Here is a 16,111-nt window from a genome sequence, read left to right on the forward strand (position 1 = left end):
TCAGGCACAAGACGCGGAAAACGGACCGTAAGCAGAAGAGGGAGACCGCGATGAGCGCACCCGACGGCAGCCCGGTCGGCGCCGAACGCAGCATCGGCCAGCTGTTCGCCTCGGCGACGGCGGAAATGTCGGCGCTGGTGCACGACGAGATCGCGCTGGCGAAGGCTCAGCTCAAGCAGGACGTGAAGCGCGGCGCGACCAGCGGCGGCGCCTTCTCGGCGGCCGGCGCGGTGCTGATCTTCTCCCTGCCGATGCTGAACTTCGCGCTGGCGTACGGCATTCGCACCTGGAGCCACTGGAACCTCGCGGTCTGCTTCCTGCTGTCGTTCGCGGCGAACGTGCTGGTCGCCGGAGTGCTCGCGCTGGTCGGCGTGACGTTCGCCAAGAAGGCCAAGAAGAGCAAGGGCCCGCAGAAGGTCGCCGCGTCGATGAAGGAGACCGCGGTCGTGCTGCAGAAGGCCAAGCCGCACCCGCGACCGGAGCTCGCGCAGGACCGGGTCCCCGAGGCCATCGAGGCTGTGGCACGCTCGTCGTCATGACGGACCCCGCCCCGCCCCCTGCTCAACCGGCTTCGGCCGTCCTCCTCGACGGCCCCTGGAGCCATCGCGACGTCGCCGCCAACGGCGCCCGCTTCCACATCGCCGAGCTGGGCGACGGGCCGCTGGTGCTGCTGCTGCACGGTTTCCCGCAGTTCTGGTGGACCTGGCGGCACCAGCTGGTGGCGCTCGCCGACGCCGGCTTCCGGGCCGTCGCCATGGACCTGCGGGGTGTCGGCGGCAGCGACCGCACACCGCGCGGCTACGACCCCGCCAACCTCGCGCTCGACGTCACCGGCGTCATCCGCTCCCTCGGCGAGTCCGACGCCGCGCTGGTCGGCCACGACCTGGGCGGATACCTCGCGTGGACGGCGGCCGCGATGCGCCCCAAGCTGGTGCGGCGGCTGGCGGTCGCGTCCATGCCGCACCCGCGGCGCTGGCGCTCGGCCATGCTGAGGGACGTCAAGCAGAGCCGCGCCGGTTCACACATCTGGGGGTTCCAGCGGCCCTGGATCCCGGAGCGGCAGCTCACCGCCGACAACGGGGCGCTCGTGGCGGAGCTGATCCAGGAGTGGTCCGGGCCGCGCCCGCCCGAGGACGAGGCGCTGCAGACGTACCGCCGCGCCATGTGCATCCCCTCCGCGGCGCACTGCGCGGTCGAGCCGTACCGCTGGATGGTGCGCTCTCTGGCCCGCCCGGACGGCATCCAGTTCAACCGCCGGATGAAGCGGCCGGTGCGGGTGCCGACGCTCCATCTGCACGGCTCGCTCGATCCCGTGATGCGCACCCGTAGCGCGGCCGGCTCCGGCGAGTACGTCGAAGCCCCCTACCGCTGGCGTCTGTTCGACGGCCTCGGGCACTTCCCGCACGAGGAGGACCCGGTCGCGTTCTCCTCGGAACTCATCAACTGGCTGCGGGATCCCGAACCCGACCGGTGACCGGCCGGCCCCGCCCGGTCACCGGCACGTGAACGCTTGTCTGACGAACGGCCAATTGCCCGGCGCATAGGCCAATTGGGCGCCCCGGGAGCGGTTATCGACCATGGGGCGGGGGCACACGTCGGGGTATGGGCTGGACGCACGACTACAGTGACGCAACCCGCAATCGCCGCTCGGCGAGCGGTACGAACCCCCACCAGCGAAGCGGCGCACCGCAGATGGTGACCGCGGATCCCAGGGTGGGGATCCCGCGCATCCTCCGCCGCCGGGCCCGCTGGGTCTCCGTACGTCTTCGCCACACACGCGACTGAGCTGCCACTCGCGCGAGTGACACCCCGACATCTGCCGCTCCAGGGCCGCCGCTCCTAGAGGGCGCAGCTGTCGCTGCCCACCTGCCGGCTGGCGGTGCGCCCCTTGGTGATGTCCTCCCGGATCTCGTCCATGGTCAGCGCGTAGCCCGTCTCCGCGTCGTCCAGCGACTTGGCGAAGACGACGCCGTAGACCTTGCCGTCGGGTGTGAGCAGGGGGCCGCCCGAGTTGCCCTGACGGACGGTCGCGTAGAGGGAGTAGACGTCGCGGCGGACCGTGCCGCGGTGGTAGATGTCCGGGCCGTTGGCGGTGATGCGGCCGCGCACACGGGCCGCGCGCACGTCGTACGCCCCGTTCTCCGGGAAGCCCGCGACGATCGCGCTGTCGCCGCTGCTCGCGTCTTTCTCGGTGAACCGCAGCACGGGCGCCTTCAGGTCCGGCACGTCGAGGACGGCGATGTCGCGCCGCCAGTCGTAGAGCACGACCTTGGCGTCGTACTTCCTGCCCTCGCCGCCTATCTGCACGGTCGGCTCGTCGACTCCGCCCACCACGTGTGCGTTGGTCATCACGCGACGGCCGGAGAAGACGAAGCCGGTGCCCTCCAGGACCTTGCCGCAGCTCGGAGCCGTGCCCATGACCTTGACGATGGAGCGCTGGGCGCGGTTGGCCACGGGGCTGTTCGCCAGCGCCGGGTCGGGCGGCTGGACGTCGGTGATCGGCTCGTTCGAGAACGGGCTGAAGACCTGCGGGAAGCCGTTCTGCGCGAGGACGGAGGAGAAGTCCGCGAACCAGGTGGCCGCCTGGTCCGGCAGGGCCTGCGAGACGCCGAGCAGCACCTTGGAGTTGCGGACCTCCTTGCCGACGGTCGGCAGGGTCGTGCCCGCGAGGGCGGAACCGATCAGCCAGGCGACCAGGAGCATCGCCACGACGTTGACCAGGGCGCCGCCGGTGGCGTCGAGGGCCCGGGCCGGGGACCAGGTGATGTGCCGGCGCAGCTTGTTGCCGAGGTGGGTGGTGAGGGCCTGGCCGACGGAGGCGCAGACGATGACGACTACGACCGCGACGACGGCGGCGGTCGTGCTCACCTCCGCGTTGTCCGTCAGCGCGTCCCAGATGACGGGCAGCACGTAGACCGCGACGAGGCCGCCACCCAGGAAGCCGATCACCGACAGGATGCCGACGACGAACCCCTGGCGGTACCCCACGACCGCGAACCACACGGCGGCGACCAGCAACAAGATGTCCAGCACGTTCACGGAGGCCACCCTGTCATGCGCGCCAGTCGAGGGGGACCTGCTTCTCGCGGTCCCAGGGCCGCTCCCAGCCCGCGAAGTGCAGCAGCCGGTCGATGATTCCGGCCGTGAAACCCCAGACAAGGGCTGATTCGACCAGAAATGCCGGACCTCGGTGGCCGCTGGGGTGGACGGTGGTCGCCCGGTTGGCCGGATCCGTGAGATCCGACACGGGGACGGTGAAGACCCTGGCGGTCTCGTTCGGATCGACGACTCCGACCGGGCTCGGCTTGCGCCACCAGCCCAGCACGGGTGTGACGACGAAGCCGCTCACCGGGATGTAGAGCCGCGGCAGGACGCCGAAGAGCTGGACGCCGGAGGGGTCGAGGCCGGTCTCCTCCTCGGCCTCGCGCAGGGCGGCCCGCAGCGGGCCGTCGCCGCCGGGGTCGCCGTCCTCGGGGTCGAGGGCGCCGCCCGGGAAGGAGGGCTGCCCGGCGTGCGAGCGCAGGGAGCTCGCACGCTCCATCAGCAGCAGCTCCGGGCCGTGCGCGCCCTCACCGAAGAGGACCAGCACGGCGGACTGCCGCCCCGCCCCGTCCTCCGGCGGCAGGAACCGGCTCAGCTGCCTCGGACGGACCGTCTCCACGGCGTGCACCACGGGGTCCAGCCAGCCGGGCAGCCCGTCCTTGCTCAGCGCCACCGGGCCACCCTGTGTGTCGCTCGCGCGCGTCATCGCCACCCCCGTCGTCCTGCCGCATCCAACGCACGACGGCCCTGAGATCGTTCCGCGAGCCGCCGGGATCCCCTGAACGGGCGGCGCGCCGGGCTCTCGGGGCGGCGCATCGGCTCCATCGGGTGGCGCGCGGAACCCCTGAGATCGCCCGCCGAGCCCCTCCGGTCGCACGCCGGGCCGCTCGGGCCGCAGGCCGAGCCCATCGGGTCGTGCACCGGGCCGCTCGGGTCACGCATCAGGCCCCTCCGCCGGTTCGGGCGGCTCATCCGGCCCCCAGCGGCGGCGCCGGTTTGCCGCCCGCGTCCAGGTAGGCCTGTGGGGGGTTCAGACGCTGACCCGGGAAGCCGCCCTTCTCGTATTTGAGGAGCTTCTTGGCCTTCTCCGGGTCGGTCTCGCCCTCGCCGTACGCCGGGCAGAGCGGAGCGATCGGGCAGGCGCCGCACGCGGGCTTGCGGGCGTGACAGATGCGGCGGCCGTGCCAGATCACGTGGTGCGAGAGATCCGTCCAGTCGCTCTTCGGGAAGAGCGCGCCGACGGCGGCCTCGATCTTGTCCGGGTCGGTCTCGCCGGTCCACTGCCAGCGGCGCACCAGGCGCTGGAAGTGCGTGTCCACGGTGATGCCGGGACGGCCGAAGGCGTTGCCGAGCACGACGAACGCGGTCTTGCGGCCGACACCGGGCAGCTTGACCAGGTCTTCCAGCCGGCCGGGCACCTCGCCCCCGAAGTCCTCCACCAGGGCCTTCGACAGCCCTATGACGGACTTCGTCTTGGCCCGGAAGAAGCCGCACGGGCGGAGGATCTCCTCCACCTCCTCGGGGTTGGCGGCGGCCAGGTCCTCCGGGGTCGGGTACTTCGCGAAGAGGGAGGGCGTCGTCTGGTTGACGCGCAGGTCGGTCGTCTGGGCGGACAGGACCGTCGCGACGACCAGTTGGAAGGGGTTGGCGAAGTCCAGCTCGGGGTGCGCGTACGGAAAGACCTCGGCGAGCTCGCGGTTGATCCGGCGGGCCCGGCGGACCAGGGCGGTACGCGACTCGTCGCCCGGCGGGTGGACGACGGCCTTGGCGGGGGCGGTGCCCTTGAGACGGGCCGTGGCCTTCTTCGGCGCGACCACGACCTTCTTGGCGGCGGGCGCCTTCCTCACGGCAGCACTCTTGGCGGCACCTTTTGCGGCCTTCCCGGCGGGGGCGGCCTTCCCGGCGGCGGCGGACGTCTTGGACGCAGCCTTCTTCGTCGACGCCGCCTTCTTCACGGACGCCGCCTTCTTCTCGGAGGCCGCCTTCTTCGCGGGGGCGGCCCGTTCCGCAGAGGCGGCCTTCTCCGCGGACGCCGTCTTCCTCACCGGTTCCGTCTTGTTCTCTTTCGCCGTTTTCCTACCGCCATCGGGGCTCTGTTCGCCCACAGCGGAATCGCGACGTACAACCACCCGCGCAGCCCCCTCGGCCTGTGCTCTCACCGGCGATTTGGACACCCGGCCAGCCTAAGGCCCGGCACCGACATCCGGCCCGGCCCCTGAAGATCGGCGTCCAATTGGACCCCTGCCGCGTACCCCGGGACACGTGTGCGGCATCCTTGTGACAGATCACACTGTTTGGACCGCCCGACAAAATGGGCACCACGGTCCCTCGGTACACGGGGGAGCAAGATCCCCTGAGCAGGTCGACAAGGAGAGAACTCGTGGACGACGTTCTGCGGCGCAATCCGCTCTTCGCGGCGCTCGATGACGAGCAGGCCGCGGAGCTCCGCGCCTCCATGAGTGAGGTGACCCTCGCCCGCGGTGACTCGCTGTTCCATGAGGGCGACCCCGGTGACCGCCTGTACGTGGTCACGGAGGGCAAGGTGAAGCTCCACCGCACGTCCCCCGACGGCCGCGAGAACATGCTGGCCGTGGTCGGCCCCGGTGAGCTCATCGGAGAGCTCTCGCTGTTCGACCCGGGCCCGCGCACCGCGACGGCCACGGCACTGACCGAGGTCAAGCTGCTCGGCCTCGGCCACGGCGACCTCCAGCCCTGGCTGAACGCCCGCCCGGAGGTGGCCACCGCGCTCCTGCGCGCCGTCGCGCGCCGGCTGCGCAAGACCAACGACGCGATGTCCGACCTCGTCTTCTCGGACGTCCCGGGCCGCGTCGCCCGCGCCCTGCTCGACCTGTCGCGCCGGTTCGGCGTGCAGTCCGAGGAGGGCATCCACGTCGTGCACGACCTCACGCAGGAGGAGCTGGCCCAGCTGGTCGGCGCGTCCCGCGAGACGGTCAACAAGGCCCTCGCGGACTTCGCCCAGCGCGGCTGGCTCCGCCTGGAGGCCCGCGCGGTGATCCTCCTGGACGTGGAGCGCCTCGCCAAGCGCTCACGCTGACACGCACCCTGCCGTACGTCATCGGGCCCCGTCTCCTCGCGAGCCGGGGCCCGACGTCGTCGAGGAAGTCGTCAAGGAAGCGGCAAGCGCGCCCCACGAGGGCTCCGCTCGCGGCACGGTGAGCGCATGACCGGCAGCACCGCCCACCGACCCGGACTCGACGCGCGGGGCTTCCTCACCCGGGAGGGCTCCCTCGCGCGCGTGCCCCCGGCCTTCCGTCCGGTCGTCACCGCGACACGCCAGGGGCTGGCCGACGTGTTCGGGCACCGGCTGCACAGCGCCTACCTCTACGGGTCGATACCGCGCGGCACCGCGCGCGTGGGCCGCAGCGACCTGGATCTGCTGCTCGCCCTGCACGAGGAGCCGACCGCGACGGACCGGGACGACGCCCGGGCGCTCGGCGCGGCACTGGACGCGGAGTTCGAGCAGATCGACGGGCACGGCGCCCTGCTGTTCAGCCGGGCGCGGCTGCTGAGCGACCTGGAGAGGCATGACCTGGGCTGGTTCGTCGCCTGCCTGTGCACTCCGCTGCTGGGCGAGGACCTGGCCGCGTGCCTGCCGCGCTACCGCCCCGACTCGCTGCTGGCCCGCGAGACCAACGGCGACCTGGCCCTGCTCCTCCCCCGCTGGCGCCGGCGGATCGCCGAGGCGGACGACACGGAGGAGGCCCGGCGGCCCCTGGTCCGCTTCATGTCCCGGCATCTGGTCCGTACCGGCTTCACGCTCGTCATGCCCCGCTGGAGCGGCTGGACCAGCGACCTGCACGAGATGGCCGAGGCCTTCGCGGGGTACTACCCCGAGCGTGGCGAGCAGATGCGGGCCGCGGCCGCCCTGGGGCTGGAGCCGGCCGGAGACGCCGCTGTGCTCGCGGCGTACGTCGGCGATCTGGGCCCCTGGCTCGCCGGGGAGTACGCGCGCGTGCACGGCGTCAAAGCACCGCGTCCCTGAGGGGCTCTAGATGAGCCCGTGTTCTTCCAAGTAGTCCATCTGCGCCCGCACCGACAGTTCCGCCGCCGGCCAGAGGGAGCGGTCGACGTCGGCGTAGACATGGGCGACGACCTGCGCGGGTGTGCGGTAGCCGTCCTCCACGGCCGTCTCGACCTGGGCGAGGCGGTTGGCGCGGTGCGCGAGGTAGTACTCGACGACGCCCTGGGCGTCCTCCAGGACCGGGCCGTGGCCCGGCAGGACCGTGTGGACGCCGTCGTCGACCGACAGGGAGCGCAGGCGGCGCAGGGAGTCCAGGTAGTCGCCGAGGCGGCCGTCGGGGTGGGCCACGACCGTCGTGCCGCGGCCGAGGACCGTGTCGCCGGTGAGGACCGCCCCGTCGGCCGGGAGGTGGAAGGAGAGGGAGTCCGCGGTGTGGCCGGGGGTCGGTACGACGCGCAGTTCAAGACCGCCGGTGGTGATCACGTCCCCGGCGGCCAGGCCCTCGTCGCCCAGGCGCAGGGCCGGGTCGAGGGCACGCACGCGCGTGCCGGTCAGTTCGGCGAACCGGGCGGCGCCCTCCGCGTGGTCGGGGTGGCCGTGGGTCAGCAGGGTCAGGGCGACGCGCTTGCCGGCCTGCTCGGCCGTGGCGACGACCCGGCGCAGGTGCCCGTCGTCCAGCGGCCCCGGGTCGACCACCACGGCCAGGTCCGAATCCGGCTCGGAGACGATCCAGGTGTTGGTGCCGTCCAGGGTCATGGCCGACGCGTTGGGGGCCAGGACGTTGACGGCCCGCGCGGTGGCGGGCCCCGAGAGGACCCCGCCGCGGGGCCGGCCGGGAAGGGCGCTTGCGTCCGTCATGCGGTGGCTCCACCGGTCGGAATGTGCTTGGTGAACTCGTCGTGGCCCGGCCAGGAGAGCACGATCTCCCCGTCCACCAGGCGGGCGGTTGCCAGGACCGGCGTGAGGTCACGCCCCTGTGCTGAGTCGAGTGCCCCGGCGGCCGTGTCGTACGCCGTCAGCTGGCGCAGGGTCGCGATCGTCGGCGGCATCATCAGCAGCTCGCCCTCGTCGTACCGGGCCGCCGCCTCGCGCGGGGCGATCCACACCGTGCGGTCGGCCTCCGTGGAGGCGTTGCGGGTGCGCTGGCCCGCGGGGAGCGCGGCCACGAAGAACCAGGTGTCGTAGCGGCGGGCCTCGAACTCCGGGGTGATCCAGCGGGTCCAGGCGCCCAGCAGGTCGGACCGCAGGACCAGGCCGCGGCGGTCCAGGAACTCCGCGAAGGACAGCTCCCGGGCGACCAGGGCGGCCCGGTCGGCCTCCCAGTCGGCGCCCGTGGTGTCACCGACGACCGAGTCGTGGGCCGGCCCGGCGAGCAGGACGCCCGCCTCCTCGTACGTCTCCCGTACGGCAGCGCAGACGATCGCCTGGGCCTCCGTCTCGTCGACGCCGAGCCGCTCGGCCCACCACGCGCGCGTGGGGCCCGCCCAGCGGACGTGGTGGTCGTCGTCCCGCGGGTCGACGCCGCCGCCCGGATACGCGTACGCGCCTCCGGCGAAGGCCATGGAGGCGCGTCTGCGCAGCATGTGGACGGCGGGGCCGCTGCCGGTGTCCTTCAGGAGCATGACGGTGGCCGCGCGCTTGGGGGCCACCGTCGTGAGGGTGCCGGCCGCGAGTGCGCGGATGCGGTCCGGCCACTCCGGGGGGTACCACTGACCGTTCGCCATGGGCGCGAGGCTATCCCGTGACGGGCGGATGTTCGAGTGGCCCCCGGGGACGGATTCCGCAGCTGGGACCCGCTGACGGGCCCCGAGGGGTGTTACGCGAGTTCCACCTGGATCTCGACCTCGACCGGCGCGTCCAGCGGCAGCACCGCGACGCCCACGGCACTGCGCGCGTGCACGCCCTTGTCGCCGAGGACCTCGCCGAGCAGCTCGCTCGCGCCGTTCAGCACCGCGGGCTGGCCAGTGAAGTCCGAGGCCGAGGCCACGAAACCGACGACCTTCACCACGCGCGCGATGCGGTCCAGGTCACCGGCGACGGACTTCACGGCGGCCAGGGCGTTCAGAGCGCACGTACGCGCCAGCTCCTTGGCCTCCTCCGCGGTGACCTCCGCACCGACCTTGCCGGTGACCGGAAGCTTGCCCTCCACCATCGGGAGCTGCCCGGCGGTGTAGACGTACGGCCCGGACTGCACGGCCGGCTGGTAGGCGGCGAGCGGCGGGACCACGTCGGGCAGGCTCAGGCCGAGCTCGGCCAGCTTCGCCTCGACGGCGCCCACTACTGCTTCTCCCGCTTCAGGTAGGCGACGAGCTGCTCGGGGTTGTTCGGCCCGGGCACGACCTGGACGAGCTCCCAGCCGTCCTCGCCCCAGGTGTCCAGAATCTGCTTCGTGGCGTGGACGAGCAGCGGCACAGTCGAGTATTCCCACTTGGTCATGCGGCCGACTCTAGCCCCTGGCGGGCAGGGGCCACGCGGCCCACCACCGCACCGGTTGTCCAGGGGCCACAGCCGCGGTTGTCCACAGCCTCCCGCGTAGCCCGGGCGCGGACTGGTTAGACGCCTCGCGGCCCCAAGCCGTCAAGTGGGTAGCTGAAATACCCGGTATAGCTTTGCTGACTGTTCGATTAGCAGCTCAAGGGGGCGTCTCGGTGGATGTGGTGCGGGTTATGGAGGCGCTGGCCGAGCAGGGGGTCACGGTGTTGTTCAAGGCGGATGCCGAGCGGATGCGTGAGGGCAGGAAGCCATGGACCTTCGTCGCGAGTGGCAACCCGTTCCATGAGGATCTGCTGGTCCGGACGGATGCCGTGTCGGTGGAGTCGTGCCTGAAGCAGTGCCTGCCGCAGCTGCGCGAACGCGGGCTGATCATCCCGGAGTAGACCGGCACCCTCGGCCCGTTGCGGCGTGCGTCGCTTGTGCGGCCGTAGCCGTCGGGGCTTCGACCGGGGCCGGGAAGACGCCGGGCGCCACCTCTCTAGCCAGAGGCATCGAGACCCGGTTCGCTATAGGCATCCGCCCGACGCCCACGCGCCCGCCACCACACCAAGCGCGAGGCCCGCCCGCACGCTCTAACCAGAGGCTTCACAGGCCCAGCTCGAATCAGACGTAACGGACCTCACCACTCGAACACTCCGGTGATCCCACCCGACACCCCCGGAGCACTTAAGAAGGAATTAGGCTCGAATACGTGAGCAGGCTCCAGGTCGTCAGCGGCAAGGGCGGTACCGGCAAGACCACGGTGGCCGCGGCCCTAGCGCTGGCCCTGGCCACGGAGGGGAAGCGGACGCTTCTCGTCGAGGTCGAGGGCCGTCAGGGCATCGCGCAGCTCTTCGAAACGGAGGCGCTGCCTTATGAGGAACGGAAAATCGCGGTAGCACCCGGGGGCGGGGAGGTGTACGCCCTCGCCATCGACCCCGAACTGGCCCTTCTGGACTACCTCCAGATGTTCTACAAGCTGGGCAGCGCCGGACGGGCCCTGAAGAAGCTCGGCGCGATCGACTTCGCCACCACCATCGCGCCCGGCCTCAGGGACGTCCTCCTGACCGGCAAGGCGTGCGAGGCGGTGCGCCGCAAGGAGCGCAGCGGACGGTTCGTCTACGACTACGTCGTCATGGACGCCCCGCCGACCGGTCGGATCACGCGCTTTTTGAACGTGAACGACGAGGTCGCCGGCCTCGCCAAGATCGGCCCGATACACAATCAGGCGCAGGCCGTGATGCGGGTGCTGAAGTCGCCGGAGACGGCGGTTCACCTGGTGACGCTGCTGGAGGAGATGCCCGTCCAGGAGACCGTGGACGGCATCGCCGAGCTGCGTTCGGCCCGGCTGCCGGTGGGACGGATCATCGTGAACATGGTCCGGCCTGAGGTGCTGGACGAGACCGACCTGGAACTCCTGCGGACGGCCCCGCGTTCCACTGTCGCGCGGTCCCTATCGTCCGCGGGGCTCGGCGGGGCGCGGCGCGGGGGGCACGCCGAGCGGCTGGTGGACCCGCTGCTCACGCAGGCCGAGGAGTACGCCGAGCGGTACACGCTGGAGCACGAGCAGCGTGCGGTCCTGGCCGAGCTGGGCCTGCCGCTGCACGAACTGCCACTGTTCGCCGAGGGCATGGATCTGGCAGGGCTGTACGAGCTGGCCCGCGAGCTGCGCGAGCAGGGCGTGTCATGAGCCGGCGCGGACGGGGCACGCGAGCAGCGCGCCTCACTCGCCGGGACAGACAGGCAAGGCCCGTCATGAGTCGGAAGCAGGGGATGTCATGAGTCGTCCGGACCCGGCCCACACCCACGATCCGGCCCGCCCTCACCTCGCCCCCGCGCGCCTGCTCGACGTCGACCCGCTGCTGGAGGACCCGAAGACCCGGATCGTGGTGTGCTGCGGCTCGGGCGGGGTCGGCAAGACGACGACCGCGGCGGCTCTGGGGCTGCGCGCGGCCGAGCGGGGCCGCAAGGTGGTCGTCCTGACCATCGACCCGGCCCGCAGGCTGGCCCAGTCCATGGGCATCGACTCCCTGGACAACACCCCGCGCCGGGTGAAGGGCATCGACGACACGGCGGGCGGCGAGCTGCACGCGATGATGCTCGACATGAAGCGCACCTTCGACGAGATCGTCGAGGCGCACGCGGACCCCGAGCGGGCGGCCGCCATCCTGGGCAACCCCTTCTACCAGTCGCTCTCGGCGGGCTTCGCGGGCACGCAGGAGTACATGGCGATGGAGAAGCTCGGGCAGCTGCGCTCCCGGGACGAGTGGGACCTGATCGTCGTCGACACCCCGCCGTCCCGTTCGGCGCTGGACTTCCTGGACGCGCCCAAGCGGCTCGGCTCGTTCCTGGACGGCCGGCTGATCCGGCTGCTGACCGCGCCCGCGAAGCTGGGCGGCCGGGCCGGGATGAAGTTCCTCAACGTCGGGATGTCGATGATGACCGGCACCCTCGGCAAGCTGCTCGGCGGTCAGCTCCTCAAGGACGTCCAGACGTTCGTGTCCGCGATGGACACCACCTTCGGCGGCTTCCGCACCCGCGCGGACGCGACGTACAAGCTGCTCCAGGCGCCCGGCACGGCGTTCCTCGTGGTCGCGGCCCCGGAGCGGGACGCGTTGCGCGAGGCCGCCTACTTCGTGGAGCGGCTGGCCGCGGAGGACATGCCGCTGGCCGGCCTGGTGCTCAACCGGGTGCACGGCAGCGGCGCCGACGGACTGTCGGCCGAGCGGGCGCTCGCCGCCGCGGAAAATCTTGAAGAGCCCCGCATTGTGGATCAGGAGGACGGGAAAGCAGTACTTCGTAACTCCCCCGACGCACAGGACAGTTCAGACTCTCCCACGCCCGGAACACCAGCTCGGGCATCGGCTCCCGAGAGTGGCTCCCCCACCGAAGACGCCGAGAACACCGAGCACACGGAGCACACCGGGGACGCCGAGCACACGGAGGACCCCGAGCGGTCCGTCGAGCAGCTCACGGCAGGCCTGCTGAGGCTGCACGCCGATCGCATGCAGCTGCTCTCCCGTGAGCAGCGCACGCGTGACCGCTTCACCGCGCTGCACCCCGAGGTGGCCGTGACGGAAGTGGCCGCGCTTCCCGGGGACGTGCACGACCTCGCGGGACTGCGCGAGATCGGCGACCGGCTCGCCGCCGACGAGCGTGAGCTTCCCGGCCCCGCCGACCTGCCGGAACCGCCCGAGGCGAGTGCCTGAGCGCAACCGGGTGAGGGCGGGTCACCGTGGTGGGGGACCCGTCGGCACCGGCGGCGAGGGTTCGTACCAGGACCTGGGGAGTTCCCGAGGGAATTCCTCAGCTCACCGCCGCGTAGTTCTCGTAGATCTCGTCGTCGTCGAGGGGCAGCACACCGCACCCCCGCTCGTACTCCGTGCGCGCCGTCTCCAGCAGCCGGCGCCAGGAGGTCACTGTGGGACGCCTGCGCAGCAGTGCGCGGCGCTCCCGCTCCGTCATGCCTCCCCACACACCGAACTCGACGCGGTTGTCGAGCGCGTCGGCCAGGCACTCCGTCCGCACCGGGCAGCCGGTGCACACCGCCTTGGCCCTGTTCTGCGCTGCTCCTTGAACGAACAGTTCATCCGGATCGGTAGTGCGGCAGGCCGCCTGCGCACTCCAGTCGACTACCCAGCCCATACCGGCGCCGTCCTCTCCCGAATCGAGGCTCCCCCACGGCGGCAGCGGCATATTCACCGCCGCCAGTTGAGGACGTTACGGAAGGTGGGCACAGCGCAACACCCCCAGCGGGCCCAATCTTGAATGGCCCGAACGGACTATGGGTAAGCGGCAGATCACCCGGGGGAGTGAGCTGGCGACATACGTAACTTTCCTGGCAAACCAGGACAGTTCAGTTGCGTCACAACGGACGCCGTATGACACACAAGGCGGATTCGGACACGATCCCAACGAAAAAGTTGGGGAACACCCAGAACGATTCGGGGTCGCCGGACGTATTGATACGTGGCCTCACTGCTGTGACAGTTGAGAGCAGCTTAGGCCAAGGCCTATACGCCTGTCCGGCGAATGAGAACGTAGGCTGCCCTCATGCCAAAGAAGCGCTCGGGCAGTGGTCTGTCTCCCACGCAGCAGGCCGCCAAGTTCCTCGGTGTCAGTGTCCTCGCGGGAGCCGTGCTGGCCGGCATCGCACTGCCCGCCGTGGGCGCGCTGGGTCTGGCGGCCAAGGGATCGGTCGAGAGCTTCGACGAGCTCCCGGTCAACATGAAGACCCCGCCGCTGAGTCAGCGCACCACGATCCTCGACGCCGACGGCGGCCAGATCGCCACGGTCTACTCGCGTGACCGCACGGTGGTCCCCCTCAAGGACATCTCGCCGTACCTGCAGAAGGCGATCGTCGCCATCGAGGACTCGCGCTTCTACCAGCACGGCGCCGTCGACCTCAAGGGCGTCCTGCGCGCCCTCGACAAGAACGCGCGCAGCGGTGAGGTCTCCCAGGGCGCCTCGACGCTGACGCAGCAGTACGTGAAGAACGTCTTCGTCGAGGAGGCGGGCGACGACCCGACGAAGGTCGCGCAGGCCACTCAGCAGACCATCGGCCGCAAGATCCGCGAACTCAAGTACGCGATCCAGGTCGAGGAGGAGCTGGGCAAGAAGAAGATCCTCGAGAACTACCTGAACATCACGTTCTTCGGCCAGCAGGCCTACGGCGTCGAGGCCGCCGCCCAGCGCTACTTCTCCAAGTCGGCCAAGGACCTCACCCTCGAGCAGTCGGCCCTGCTCGCCGGCATCGTCCAGTCGCCCAGCCGGTACGACCCGGTCAACGACGAGACGGAGGCCACCAAGCGCCGCAACACCGTGCTGCAGCGCATGGCGGCCGTCGGCGACATCTCCAGGGCGCAGGCCGCCGACGCGATGAAGGCACCGCTCGGCCTGAAGGTCAGCAAGCCCAAGAACGGCTGCATCACCGCGGTGAAGGGCGCCGGCTTCTTCTGTGACTACGTGCGCGAGGTCTTCCTGACCGACCCGGTCTTCGGCAAGACCAAGGAGAAGCGCGCGAAGATCTGGAACCAGGGCGGCCTCACCATCCGCACGACCATGGACCCGCAGTCCCAGAACGCGGCGCAGGCCTCCATCAAGGACCACGTCTACAAGAGCGACGAGGTGGCCACCGCCGCCACGATCGTCCAGCCGGGCACCGGCAAGATCCTCGCCATGGGCCAGTCGCGTCCGTACGGCTTCAAGAAGAACGAGACGCAGATCAACCTCTCCGTCGACCAGTCGATGGGCGGGGGCATGGGCTACCAGCCGGGTTCGACGTTCAAGCCGATCGTGGCCGCGGCGGCCCTCGAGGACGGCATGCCGGCGAACAAGGTGTACTCGTCGCCCTACCGGATGGCGTACCCGAGCCCGGTCTCGGCCTGCGACGGCAAGCGGTGGATGAACGACCCCGCCAACCCGGCCAGGCTGCAGAACGAGAACTCCTCCGAGGTCGGCCCGTACGACATGCGGGAGGCGACCGCCAAGTCGGTCAACACCTACTACGTGCAGATGATCAGCGACATCGGCATCTGCCCGGTGACGACGATGGCGAAGAAGATGGGCGTCGTGCGGGCCGACGGCGACAAGATGCCGCAGGTGCCCTCCATCGCCCTCGGCACCCAGGAGATGTCCCCGCTGACCATGGCGGACGCGTACGCGACCTTCGCCTCGCGGGGTATGCACTGCACGCCGGTCGCCATCGAGTCGGTCAGCCGGCGGGTCGGTGACAAGACCACGTCGCTCGAGGTCCCGAAGTCGACCTGCTCGCGCGCGATGTCGGAGAACACCGCCGACACCATCAACGCGCTGCTGAAGGGCGTCGTCGAGGACGGTACGGGCACGAAGGCGGGCCTCGGCAGCCGCCCCAGCGCCGGCAAGACCGGTACGACGGACGAGCGCTACGCGGCCTGGTTCGTGGGCTACACGCCGAACATGGCCGGTGCGGTCTGGGTCGGCGACCCGGCGCACAAGCGGAAGATGTCCGGCATCACCATCGGCGGCCGGTCGTACGGCAAGGTCTTCGGTGGCGAGGTCCCCGGTCCCATCTGGCGCGACATGATGTCCGGCGCGCTGGAGGGCAAGCCCGTCGAGAACTTCAACGCCGTCCACATCCCCGACAGCAAGCCGCGGGACCGCGGTGACGGGGACGAGGACGGTGGCGGCCGTGGTGACGGCGGCAACGACGACAACGACGGCTTCATCGGCGGTCTGGTCGGCGGCAACAACAACGGCGGAGGCGGCGGCGAGCCCTTCCCGACGCCCTCGTTCTCCATCCCGGAGGGCTTCTTCCGGGGGCAGAGCAACGGCGGCGGCAACGGAAACGGCGGCCGGTTCGGCTGAGCCGACGGTGTGACGGAACGGTGTGACGAAACGGCGACGGCCCCTTCCTACCCGCGTGGGTGGGATGGGGCCGTCGTAGTCCGGGGCCGGCGTCGCCCGGGGCCGTCGTCGCCCGGGGCCGTCGTAGTCCGGGGCCGTCGCCGTCCGGGGCCGTCGCCGTCCGGGGCCGTCGCTGTCCGGGGCCGGCGTCACCCAGGGCCGTCGCCGTCCGGGCCGTCGTCATCCTGGTCCGGCTCATCCTGGTCCGGCGTCGTCCGGTTGAACGGTCAG

17 protein-coding genes are annotated in these 16,111 nt (G+C 71.0%); 9 read left to right on the plus strand and 8 right to left on the minus strand.

The window, feature by feature from the left end; translation table 11 throughout:
* Positions 1-50 precede the first annotated feature (50 nt).
* The 3 genes from FDO69_RS29180 to FDO69_RS42340 all read left to right on the plus strand — a co-directional run bounded on the left by FDO69_RS29180 (position 51) and on the right by FDO69_RS42340 (position 1,785).
* Positions 51-539, plus strand: a complete 489-nt coding sequence (locus FDO69_RS29180) for a phage holin family protein (protein ID WP_104783642.1) — start codon at positions 51-53, stop codon at positions 537-539.
* Entirely contained in the window at positions 536-1,474 is a 939-nt protein-coding gene (locus FDO69_RS29185; RefSeq protein WP_104783644.1) for an alpha/beta fold hydrolase, read from the plus strand. The genes FDO69_RS29180 and FDO69_RS29185 overlap by 4 nt, the downstream gene beginning before the upstream one ends.
* A gap of 128 nt (positions 1,475-1,602) precedes the next feature.
* Entirely contained in the window at positions 1,603-1,785 is a 183-nt protein-coding gene (locus FDO69_RS42340; RefSeq protein WP_079129072.1) for a hypothetical protein, read from the plus strand.
* 54 nt (positions 1,786-1,839) lie between these two features.
* Here the strand turns inward: FDO69_RS42340 and FDO69_RS29195 are convergent, their stop codons facing one another.
* From FDO69_RS29195 to nth, 3 genes are all read right to left on the minus strand, one after another.
* Positions 1,840-3,039 (minus strand): MarP family serine protease, encoded by a 1,200-nt coding sequence (locus FDO69_RS29195; protein ID WP_104783791.1) that lies wholly within the window; start codon positions 3,037-3,039, stop codon positions 1,840-1,842.
* Positions 3,040-3,052: 13 nt separating this feature from the next.
* Positions 3,053-3,748: an NUDIX hydrolase gene (locus FDO69_RS29200; RefSeq protein WP_104783794.1), complete on the minus strand. Its 696-nt coding sequence runs from the start codon at positions 3,746-3,748 to the stop codon at positions 3,053-3,055.
* 262 nt (positions 3,749-4,010) lie between these two features.
* On the minus strand, positions 4,011-5,087 hold the full coding sequence (nth, locus tag FDO69_RS29205; protein WP_104783647.1) for an endonuclease III: 1,077 nt from the start codon (positions 5,085-5,087) through the stop codon (positions 4,011-4,013).
* A 335-nt stretch (positions 5,088-5,422) separates the two neighbouring features.
* Between nth and FDO69_RS29210 the strand changes: the two genes are divergently transcribed.
* Together FDO69_RS29210 and FDO69_RS29215 are read left to right on the plus strand one after the other, a co-directional pair.
* The gene (locus FDO69_RS29210) at positions 5,423-6,097 is read left to right on the plus strand and encodes a Crp/Fnr family transcriptional regulator (RefSeq protein ID WP_010031945.1); all 675 of its coding nucleotides are present in this window, start codon (positions 5,423-5,425) and stop codon (positions 6,095-6,097) included.
* A gap of 126 nt (positions 6,098-6,223) precedes the next feature.
* The gene (locus FDO69_RS29215; protein WP_104783650.1) at positions 6,224-7,045 is read left to right on the plus strand and encodes a nucleotidyltransferase domain-containing protein; all 822 of its coding nucleotides are present in this window, start codon (positions 6,224-6,226) and stop codon (positions 7,043-7,045) included.
* A 6-nt stretch (positions 7,046-7,051) separates the two neighbouring features.
* On the opposite strand, the gene FDO69_RS29220 is transcribed toward FDO69_RS29215, so the two are convergent.
* The 4 genes from FDO69_RS29220 to FDO69_RS29235 all read right to left on the minus strand — a co-directional run bounded on the left by FDO69_RS29220 (position 7,052) and on the right by FDO69_RS29235 (position 9,460).
* Positions 7,052-7,882, minus strand: a complete 831-nt coding sequence (locus tag FDO69_RS29220; RefSeq protein WP_104783653.1) for an MBL fold metallo-hydrolase — start codon at positions 7,880-7,882, stop codon at positions 7,052-7,054.
* On the minus strand, positions 7,879-8,748 hold the full coding sequence (locus FDO69_RS29225; RefSeq protein WP_104783656.1) for an NUDIX hydrolase: 870 nt from the start codon (positions 8,746-8,748) through the stop codon (positions 7,879-7,881). Before FDO69_RS29225 ends, FDO69_RS29220 begins: the two co-directional genes overlap by 4 nt.
* A gap of 92 nt (positions 8,749-8,840) precedes the next feature.
* Positions 8,841-9,302 (minus strand): RidA family protein, encoded by a 462-nt coding sequence (locus tag FDO69_RS29230; protein ID WP_053669671.1) that lies wholly within the window; start codon positions 9,300-9,302, stop codon positions 8,841-8,843.
* Positions 9,302-9,460, minus strand: a complete 159-nt coding sequence (locus FDO69_RS29235) for a Sp36 family protein (protein ID WP_097218487.1) — start codon at positions 9,458-9,460, stop codon at positions 9,302-9,304. The genes FDO69_RS29230 and FDO69_RS29235 overlap by 1 nt, the downstream gene beginning before the upstream one ends.
* Before the next feature lie 212 nt (positions 9,461-9,672).
* Between FDO69_RS29235 and FDO69_RS29240 the strand changes: the two genes are divergently transcribed.
* From FDO69_RS29240 to bagB, 3 genes are all read left to right on the plus strand, one after another.
* The gene (locus FDO69_RS29240) at positions 9,673-9,900 is read left to right on the plus strand and encodes a hypothetical protein (RefSeq protein ID WP_234388159.1); all 228 of its coding nucleotides are present in this window, start codon (positions 9,673-9,675) and stop codon (positions 9,898-9,900) included.
* Positions 9,901-10,208: 308 nt separating this feature from the next.
* Complete coding sequence (gene bagA / locus FDO69_RS29245; RefSeq protein ID WP_104783662.1) at positions 10,209-11,186, plus strand: ATPase BagA; 978 nt, start codon at positions 10,209-10,211, stop codon at positions 11,184-11,186.
* An 88-nt stretch (positions 11,187-11,274) separates the two neighbouring features.
* A complete protein-coding gene (gene bagB, locus FDO69_RS29250; RefSeq protein WP_104783665.1) occupies positions 11,275-12,705 on the plus strand; it encodes an ATPase BagB in 1,431 nt (476 codons plus the stop codon).
* 97 nt (positions 12,706-12,802) lie between these two features.
* On the opposite strand, the gene wblA is transcribed toward bagB, so the two are convergent.
* Complete coding sequence (gene wblA / locus FDO69_RS29255; protein WP_030846174.1) at positions 12,803-13,141, minus strand: transcriptional regulator WblA; 339 nt, start codon at positions 13,139-13,141, stop codon at positions 12,803-12,805.
* A 408-nt stretch (positions 13,142-13,549) separates the two neighbouring features.
* On the opposite strand from wblA, the gene FDO69_RS29265 reads away from it, so the two are divergent.
* Positions 13,550-15,841, plus strand: coding sequence for a transglycosylase domain-containing protein (locus FDO69_RS29265; protein ID WP_104783667.1), 2,292 nt, complete (start codon positions 13,550-13,552; stop codon positions 15,839-15,841).
* Positions 15,842-16,111: the final 270 nt, after the last annotated feature.

The organism is Streptomyces tibetensis (assembly GCF_007655005.1).
Taxonomy (GTDB): domain Bacteria; phylum Actinomycetota; class Actinomycetes; order Streptomycetales; family Streptomycetaceae; genus Streptomyces; species Streptomyces tibetensis.